7 protein-coding genes are annotated in these 8051 nt (G+C 73.2%); 5 read left to right on the forward strand and 2 right to left on the reverse strand.

Annotation, left to right across the window (positions count from 1 at the left end; all coding sequences use genetic code 11):
- Positions 1-130: 130 nt before the first annotated feature.
- On the reverse strand, positions 131-508 hold the full coding sequence (locus tag MHY85_RS19030) for a helix-turn-helix transcriptional regulator (RefSeq protein WP_218708159.1): 378 nt from the start codon (positions 506-508) through the stop codon (positions 131-133).
- Between the two features lie 66 nt (positions 509-574).
- Entirely contained in the window at positions 575-928 is a 354-nt protein-coding gene (locus MHY85_RS19035) for a helix-turn-helix transcriptional regulator (RefSeq protein WP_218708158.1), read from the reverse strand.
- A 113-nt stretch (positions 929-1041) separates the two neighbouring features.
- On the opposite strand from MHY85_RS19035, the gene MHY85_RS19040 reads away from it, so the two are divergent.
- The 5 genes from MHY85_RS19040 to MHY85_RS19060 form a co-directional block, all read left to right on the forward strand.
- Positions 1042-2280 carry a hypothetical protein gene (locus MHY85_RS19040; RefSeq protein WP_218708157.1) on the forward strand — a complete coding sequence of 413 codons (1239 nt, stop codon included), beginning with the start codon at positions 1042-1044 and terminating at the stop codon, positions 2278-2280.
- 189 nt (positions 2281-2469) lie between these two features.
- The gene (locus MHY85_RS19045; protein ID WP_218708156.1) at positions 2470-5859 is read left to right on the forward strand and encodes a hypothetical protein; all 3390 of its coding nucleotides are present in this window, start codon (positions 2470-2472) and stop codon (positions 5857-5859) included.
- 226 nt (positions 5860-6085) lie between these two features.
- Complete coding sequence (locus MHY85_RS19050) at positions 6086-6538, forward strand: hypothetical protein (protein ID WP_218708155.1); 453 nt, start codon at positions 6086-6088, stop codon at positions 6536-6538.
- The gene (locus MHY85_RS19055) at positions 6535-6792 is read left to right on the forward strand and encodes a hypothetical protein (RefSeq protein ID WP_239199568.1); all 258 of its coding nucleotides are present in this window, start codon (positions 6535-6537) and stop codon (positions 6790-6792) included. The genes MHY85_RS19050 and MHY85_RS19055 overlap by 4 nt, the downstream gene beginning before the upstream one ends.
- A gap of 298 nt (positions 6793-7090) precedes the next feature.
- Positions 7091-8051, forward strand: a 961-nt coding sequence (locus MHY85_RS19060) for a hypothetical protein (RefSeq protein WP_239199571.1), incomplete at its 3' end; no start/stop codon positions are given.

The raw sequence follows: 8051 nt of genomic DNA on the forward strand, positions 1-8051 counted from the left end.
CTGGGCGGCTTGGGGGGGGGGCGGGTGACCCCCCCCCCCCCCCCCGCGATTTCAGGAAATGGGGCTGAGCGGGGGGCGGGTGCTGCTCGGTGAGGCGATGCCCGCCAGGTGCCGACTGTCGCCTCGGGGGTCAGTGAGGCTGGTGCGGTACGTCGCCCGCCGCGCCGATCTCGAGCTCCGTCCGGCCCGAGGACACGGGCAGCGCGTACGTCCGGAGCACTTCGGCCATCTGCCCGACTCGCTCGGGTTCCAGGCGCCAGAGGACCTTTCGACCGTGCCACCGGTCCTCGGGCAGATCAGGAACGACGACGCCGGCGCGCTGGAGCTCGGTCAGGTGCTTCTGGATGGCCGGCCTGGTCGCTTCGACTCGCTCGACGAGCTCGGCCACGCTGGTCGGTCCGGTCAGGTCCAGGTGGCGGATGATCTCCAGCCGGGCAGCGCTGCCCAGCACCCCGATCACCTCTGCCACGTCGTCGGGCAGAGTCGGCGGGCGGGTCAGGCGCGGCACAGCCACATCATCTCGGACGACATCGCGGACCCGACCCGGTTCGGCGGCGCGGGCGTTGCGCTCCAGTCAGTCGTGGCGCCGGCGTGTCCTGCGGGCGAGCTCGGGCGGCAGCAGGTAGGACCCGATCGCCTCGGTCGCGTCGAGCACCGTGTCCTCGTCGATGTCGTAGTTGACGCGCATCCCGTGGCGCTGCCCGGCCGGCTCCGTCGCAACCACCAGACCGACGGCTTCCAAGGCGAGCAGCTGCCGGCGGATCGCCTCGGGCGTGACCCCGGTGAGGCGGGAGATCGTCCCGCTGGACGTCGGACCAACCCGCGCGAGGTGGTGGATCACCGCGCGCGCCAGAGGCATCGCGAGCGCGTCCAGGAGGGCGGCTTCGTGCTCTGGCAGGTCGATCGGCGGCCGGACGATTCGGGGCACGCGCCGATCCTCGCCCGGGACGAAGGACCAACCCCCTCAGTCCCAACCGTCTGTAGGGTGTTCGGCGGGCGTGCCCTTGCTACGACAGGGCCCCGGCCTCTGGGGAGAACGACATGAGCATGGACAACGGCGAGATCGCGGGCTCGATGCCCGTGCTTGCGGAGCCGCGGCGTCGATCGCGCGCGAGGTGGGTGATCGCCGTGGTGACCGCCGCCGCGCTGGTCGTCGTGGGAGGCGGCGCGGGCGTCCTCGTGTGGAACGCGGGCGAGAACTCCCGGCACGCCGAGGCGATGGAGCAGTGGCAGCAGGCGCTCGACAGGCTCGAGGCGGACCTGGCCGCGGCGGAGGCCGTGGCCGACGACCTGGCTGCCGTCGTCGAGGAGTCGAGCGCCGCGCCCGTCGTCGAGGGGGTCGTGCAGGCGGTCGACGTCGAGTCGGCCGGCGGGGACGACCTGGCCGCGTTCGCGCTCCTGGTGGCGGAGAAGCGTGAGCTGGACCTGAGCATCGACCCTGGGCTGTCCCGCGCGCAGAAGATCGACCGGGCCGGCGAGGTCGTCACCGCCGTGGAACTCGCCCGGGGAGACCTGGCACGAGACGTCGGGGTCCTCCAGCTCTCGGTGACCTCGAACCGCGTGGCCCACGTCCTCGCAGACGTCCTGGAGCCCGCGGCGACCGATCTGGACGCCGCAGTCGCCGCGGTGGGGGAGTCGCTGCCGGCGGCGCAGGAGCACCTGGCGGCCTCCGAGGGCGACACCCTGGACGACTCGGCGCGGGTCGCACTGACGGGGGCGATCGACTCCGCTGCAGCCGCGGTAGAGGTGGCCACCTCTGAGGGCGTCGAGCCTGGGCGCGCCCTGCTCGACGACGCCGTCGGGCTCCTGGCGGACCTCGCCGCCGCGCTCGACGACGCCGACTTCGCATCCGTCAACGCCCTGATGGCGCGGGCCGACCAGACGCTCGAGGGGTCGGCCGAGATCACCGCAGCGCTACCCGAGCACGCGGCCGAGCTGCGCGCGCACGTCGACGCGCTCGCCGGCGCGCGCGACGCCGTCACGCAGGCGCAGAACGCCAAGGCGGCCGCCGCGGCAGCAGCGCGAGCGTCGGGCGGCACCAAGAACACCGGCGGGTCGCAGACCCGACCGGGAGGCTCGTCGACCGGGAACCAATCCGCTGGCGCTTCGGCGCCCGCCGCCAAGGGCGGATCAGGTTCCTCGGGATCGTCGGGCAGCGGGTCCACCTCCGGCTCCGGAGGCGGATCGTCAGGCGGAGGCACCTGGGTGGAGGAGGGCTCCGGCACGTGGTGCGACACCACGGACACCTCTGGTGCCGACGGAGTCGGAGGGTGGTGCTGATGGCGGGCTGACCCGACGTCGCAGCGAGCGAAGGGAACCTCGCCCTGAACAGGGCGAGGGCCGGTGCGGTAACACCGGCCCTCTGCTTGCGCGATCCCTGAGAGAGACGACCACCTGGCGGGGCGTGTGCCCCGGGGAGGCTTTGACGTGCAAGCAAGGCAAGTTTGGCATGCCCGAAGAGGGCTGAGTATGGGCCTGGCGGCCCTACTCCTGGCCCCCCTGATGCTGGTCGCCGGGCTCAACCCGGCCCGCGCGGCCGCGCTCGGCCCTGGAGTGACGATCTACCCCGCCGGGTACGGGGCCGTGCACCTGGGCCCGTACGAGACGCCAGCAGGGGTCGACGACTCCGTCGGCTACTGCGTGCAGGCCCGCATCTACCCGCCGAGCGGCACCGACACGATCGCGTCGACCTCGCTCTTGGCCGACCCGGTGCTGGCCTACATCTACTCCCAGCGCCGCTACGCCACCGACGATGCGACCGCCGCGGCCGTGGGATACGAGACCCACATGCGCGGCGAGCTCCCCGGGTCGATGGCCGGCGGGAACGTCGACACCGTCCGCTCGCTCATCGCCGCCGCGACCCCGCAATACGTCAAGGACCGTGCGGCACAGCTCGTCGCCGAAGCCGAAGGACTGGCGGGCCCCTGGCGAGCAGCAGCTGTGGGAACCGCGTCCGGGTCCGGTACTCGCACCGGGTCCATCGACCTCCCGCCGATCATCGGACGCGGCGGTGCACCGCTCGTGGGCTACCCGATGACCGCAACGCTCAACGGTCCCGCAACGTTCAACGCCACTGGCACCAAGACCTGGGCGGGCCTGTCACAGGCAAACACGATCACCCTCACCTGGACCGCCGAGCCCGGCGCGACCGGTGATGTGACCATCAGCCGCCGGATCGAGAACCTGCCGCGGCAGACGCTGACCTACGTCCACCCATCCGGACAGCGGCAGGCTCAGCTGACGTACGGGCTTCGTACGCCGCAGGACCCTCAAGAGCTGACGACGCCGGGGCCGACGTTCCGCGCAGTGGGTGACTTCCGGCCGCAAGGGGTGTCGTCGGCGCCGGCGTTCGTGGATGTCGGCGAGGAGCTGGTGGACACGTTCGTCCCGCAGGCGCACCCCGAGGACCAGTGGGTGTACGTCGACGGGCGCCCGGTGCCGGTGACGTACTCCTACGACGTGTACGACGTGGGCTCGACCCCGATCCCGGAGTCCAGTTCGGCGCCGTCGGGTACGCCGGTGTTCTCCGGGACGGCGGTCGCGACCGGGGGTCCTGGTGTGCCGATCACGGTGAGCGCTGGGCTCGCGTCGGAGCCGATCACGTACGTGTACGTGTGGGGGTCGTCGAAGCAGATCCAGCCGGCCGCGTGGCGTGAGTACGTCAAGGACGTGGTGTGGACCGACGGGACGAAGTTCGACGAGACGACCGTGGTCCGGGCGCCGCTGGAGCACTTCTCGCAGATGCGTGAGTACAACGTGGAGCTCGGCGGGCGCGCGTTCGACGAGGTCACGATCTCCGGGTTCCCGGACGACTACGGCGAGTTCGACGGGATCGGGCCGTTCGGCCCCGACGGCGACCTGGCGGACTTCACGGTCTACGGCCCGAAGACCGACGGGTACTTCACCGAGCCGGAGGTGCCCGAGGGCACGCCGGTGCTGATGAGCACCACGCTGCCGGCCCGCAACGGGACGTATGAGGTCGGGTACGGCGAGGACGACCAGATCGTCCCGAACCAGGCCGGCTGCTACGTCGCGATCTACTCCTACGCCGGCTCAGCGCGCGTGGCGCCGTTCTCGAGCCGGGCGGACGACATCCGTGAGCAGTTCTGTGTGCGGGACGACCCCTCGATGTGGCTGGACATGATGTCCACCGCCTCGCAGTCGGCGAAGGCCGGCGTCGGTGAGATCGCGGACACGGTGATGATCATGGGGCCGGCGTTCCCGACCGAGGGCGCGACCCTGACCTGGGAGCAGTGCGCGTGGGTCCCCGGCGAGGAGCCCGGCTGCGAGAACCCCGTGGTGACCCACGAGGTCGACGTGCCGCGCACCGGCGCGTACATCCACCCGGACCTGGCGACCCCGAGCATCCACGACTTCCCACCCGGGACGCTCGCGGTGCACGTGGGGTGGTCCCCGGTGCTGCGGGACCGGGCCGGCATCGAGCTGATGCGCGAGCCGTGGGGCACCGCCTCGCAGACCACCCTGGTCACCGCGGACCTGCCGGGGATGGCTTCGACGGCGACGTCGAGCGCGACCACGGGTGACGAGGTCCGCGACGAGGTGACGTTCACCGGTGAGAAGCGGGCGGACTGGACGCTGCGCTGGGAGGCCTGCTGGCTGGATGCGGACCTGGCCTGCCCGGAGGGGACCGCGTTCGCGATGGGCGAGCCGGTGACGCTCGACCCGGAGGTCGACGTCTACCGCACCCCGGCCTGGGAGGTTGAGGTCCCGGCCGGCACGCCGCCGGGAGCGCGCCTCTATCTGGGGTGGGTGCCGGTGGTGACCGATGCGCTCGGCGTCGAGCTGATGCGCGAGGACTGGGGTGTCGGCGCGCAGACCACGGTGGTCGAACATCCGCTGCCGGAGATGGTCAGCAAGGCCACCGACCGGGGCGTGGTCGGCGTCGACACCTCGCAGGACCAGGTCGTGATCACCGGCCCGGTGCTGGCGGGGTCTCGGCTGGTGTGGAACGCCTGCTACTCGCTCGTCGGTGACTCCGGCTGCCGTCCGGACGCCACCGTGATCGAGCCCGGCCCGGTCGTCGACGCCGCGCCCGAACCCGGTGAGGAGCCGGACGAGGGCGGCGAGCCCGGGGAAGAAGAACCCGCCGACGAGGTGGGGGAGAGCGCCCCGCAGGTCGGGATCGTGCTCCCGGAGCTCGCCGTCGGGGAAACCCTGGAGCTCGACGGACCGGAACTGGCACTGACCGACGGCGGCCTGCCGCCGCACGAGGGCCTGCAGCTGTCGTGGATGCCGGAGATCCGCACGCCCGAGGGTGAGGTGCTGATCGCCGAGCCGTACGGGACGCCGGAGCAGACCACCAAGGTCGACTACCCGCCGATCGAGACGGTGACCACGGCGTACGCGGAGTCCGAGGACGGCCCCTGGTACGGCGACTGGATCGGTGACCGCGTGAGGGTCACCGGGGAGATCCTGCCCGCCGACTCGGTCACGGTCAGGCTCTACGCCTGGCCGAACGACGGGCCGCCGGTGTGCGAGGGCGAGCCGCTGGCCGAGGTCGACCTGGACCTGGTGCCCGGGGTGAGCGACTACGACACGGGACTCATCTACGAGACGCCGCGTGACCGCCCGGACCTCACCTACGGGTTCCAGGAGACGACCGTCTCCCGGGACACCGAAGTGGTGTCCGAGTGCGGGCTCGCCGACGAGACCGTCAAGCCTCAACCTCGTGCGGCTGAGGACTTGGCGGCGGCCGCCGACGACGAGGCCTCGGCGCTGGCGAAGACCGGCGCCGGCCGGGTGCTGCTGATGCTCGTCGTCGCGGCGGTGCTCGCGATGACCGGTGGTTCGATCGCCCGCTGGTCCGAGCAGCGGCGGACGGCGGGCGCGACCGGCTAGCGCCCACCCCAGCTCCTGCGCCGGCGGCGTCGTGCCGCCTCCCCTCGGCTTCCGTGCCGCCGGCGCAGGACAACACGGCCCCGATCGCCCGGGGCCGGGCAGGCACCCCGTGGGTAGGGGCGGGGCCTGCCGTACGTCACCCGCCGGCGGGTGAGCCCTACACCCCCACCCGCCGGCCCCCCAGCCGTGCATCTGAGACCACCCGAGCAGGAAGGACCAGCAGGCCATGTACGACGCGATCGCCGAGGGCGGGACCTACCGCACCGAGGTGTGGCCGGACCCCGGCGCGCACGACACCGTGGACGCTGAGGGCTGGGTCGTGAACTTGCGGGTCCACCGCAGGCCCGATCGGAAGACTCACCCGGCCGAGTTCGTGCGGCCGGTCACCGTTCTGATCCTGGGCAACCCGCCGATGACCGACGTCTGGGCTAGCACCCGTCTGACCCCGGACGACGAGGTGACCGTCGACCTGCTCGGGGCAGGGCGCGTCGTGCGTCGATACCCTCCGCTGCCGAGCGAGCTGCGAGTCCGGTTGGACTCGCTCGCGCACGACCCGGTCTCGGTGTGGGTGGAGGCGCTCACCGTGCAGGCTCGGGTCCGGCTCGGGCGCCCGGCGCCCGACCCGACCACGCTGCTCGGTCAGCCACGCCACCGGATCACGGGCACGTGGTCCGCGTGAGCGACACCGGCTCCGCAGGCCGCGCGACCGCCCCGGAGGGCGCTCAGGCACCAGCAGCGACAACAGCCATGCTCCTGGCCGCCGCCGCGGCCGGCGTTGGGCGGTCACGACGACGCGCGGCCGGGCGACAGCTGGTCGACGAGCTGGCCGCGTGGGTGGGGCTGCTCGTCGTGCTGGCTCCCGTGGCGATCGTGGCGACCGCCGTGTGCGCGTGGGTCGAGCTCGAGGCGATCGACGAGCTGGGCATCGAGTGACCCCGCGCCCTTCGCGGGGCGCTTCATCTATCGAATCGGTCTGGGGACTGATGGCAACGAACGTGCAGATCACCGCGTCGTCGGCGTCGTGCGCCGGCGTGCGCTGGTGCGTGCGGGTCGTGGTGCCGCTCTGGAACCGGGAGGGCGCCGGCGGTCCGGGTTGGTTCCCCAGACCGATGGCCCGGCCGTCGGCGTCCTCCCGCCTGACATCGGTCGCCTCGGGGGGCGGCCGTGAACTCCCGGGCGCGGGGTGCCCATCCCCTAGCTGCACCCCGCGCCCGGGCTCCTGGGGGTCGCGGTGAGCGCGGCGGCTCCGGCGTCGGCCTACGAGACGCTGCAGGGCCTGGTCGGCCCGACGGTGCTGCCCGGCCCGCGCCGCGGCCGCCGTCTGGTGCGCGCGGCCGTGGCGGGGTTGCTGGTCCTGGTGCTCGGCGCCGGCGGCACCGTGGGCTGGCGGTGGTGGCAGCTGCGCGAGGCCCGCACCGGGTACCTCCTGGCGATCGAGGCACTGTCGGCGGCGCTGGCGGGTGCGCACCTGGAGGCCGAACGCGCCCGCGAGGTCCTGGACTCCGTCGGTGAGCAGGTCCTCGACGCCGACCTCACGGTCGATCTGGCCGGTCTGGTCGACCACGTCGCCGCCGGCCGGGCTGAGGTCGTGGCGTCGCAGCGGCTCGGGAGCTGGCCGCGCGAGCGCGTGGTGTCGATCACCGCGGCGCTGCGCTCCGAGGCGCGCGAGGCACGCGAGCTCCGCGAGCAACTGCAACTGACACGCGACTCCCTGACCGCGTCCCACCACGACTGGCTCGTGGCCGCAGCCCTCGAGCGGGTCAGCAAGGCCGGCGAGGACCTGACGTCCGCCGTGGAGCAGGCAACCACGCTGCTCGCCGACACCGAGGACCGGGTTCAGGACCCGGTTGTGCGGGACGAGCTCGCCGCGGCGATCGAGCACGGGGCGGCACTGCTCACCGCCGGGGTCGAACCCGGGACTGCGCTCGAGGCGCTGGAGGCTGCTGCGGCGGACCTGGGTACCGCGCGTGAGCGGGTGCACGCGGCCGCGGCCGCGGTGAGCGAGTCGCACGAGGCGTGGCAGGCGGCGCAGGCTCCGCCGGCGAGCACCGGCACCGGCTCGGGGTCCACGGGGGGCTCGTCCGCAGGCCAGGGGAGCGGGCGCTCCGGCGGGTCGACCTCGGGCGGCGGCGGCGCCAGCGGGTCGGCCGGGCCGACCGCGCCGGGCGGGTCGACCGGGGCCGGGGGCGAGT

The sequence above is a fragment of the Cellulomonas sp. ACRRI genome (assembly GCF_022346185.1).
Classification (GTDB): Bacteria; Actinomycetota; Actinomycetes; order Actinomycetales; family Cellulomonadaceae; genus Cellulomonas.

Excerpts from the sequence above, each read along its gene's own strand:
- MHY85_RS19040 (WP_218708157.1), top strand. The coding sequence starts at position 1,042 with ATGAGCATGGACAACGGCGAGATCGCGGGCTCGATGCCCGTGCTTGCG.
- MHY85_RS19045 (WP_218708156.1), top strand. The coding sequence starts at position 2,470 with ATGGGCCTGGCGGCCCTACTCCTGGCCCCCCTGATGCTGGTCGCCGGG.
- MHY85_RS19050 (WP_218708155.1), top strand. The coding sequence starts at position 6,086 with ATGTACGACGCGATCGCCGAGGGCGGGACCTACCGCACCGAGGTGTGG.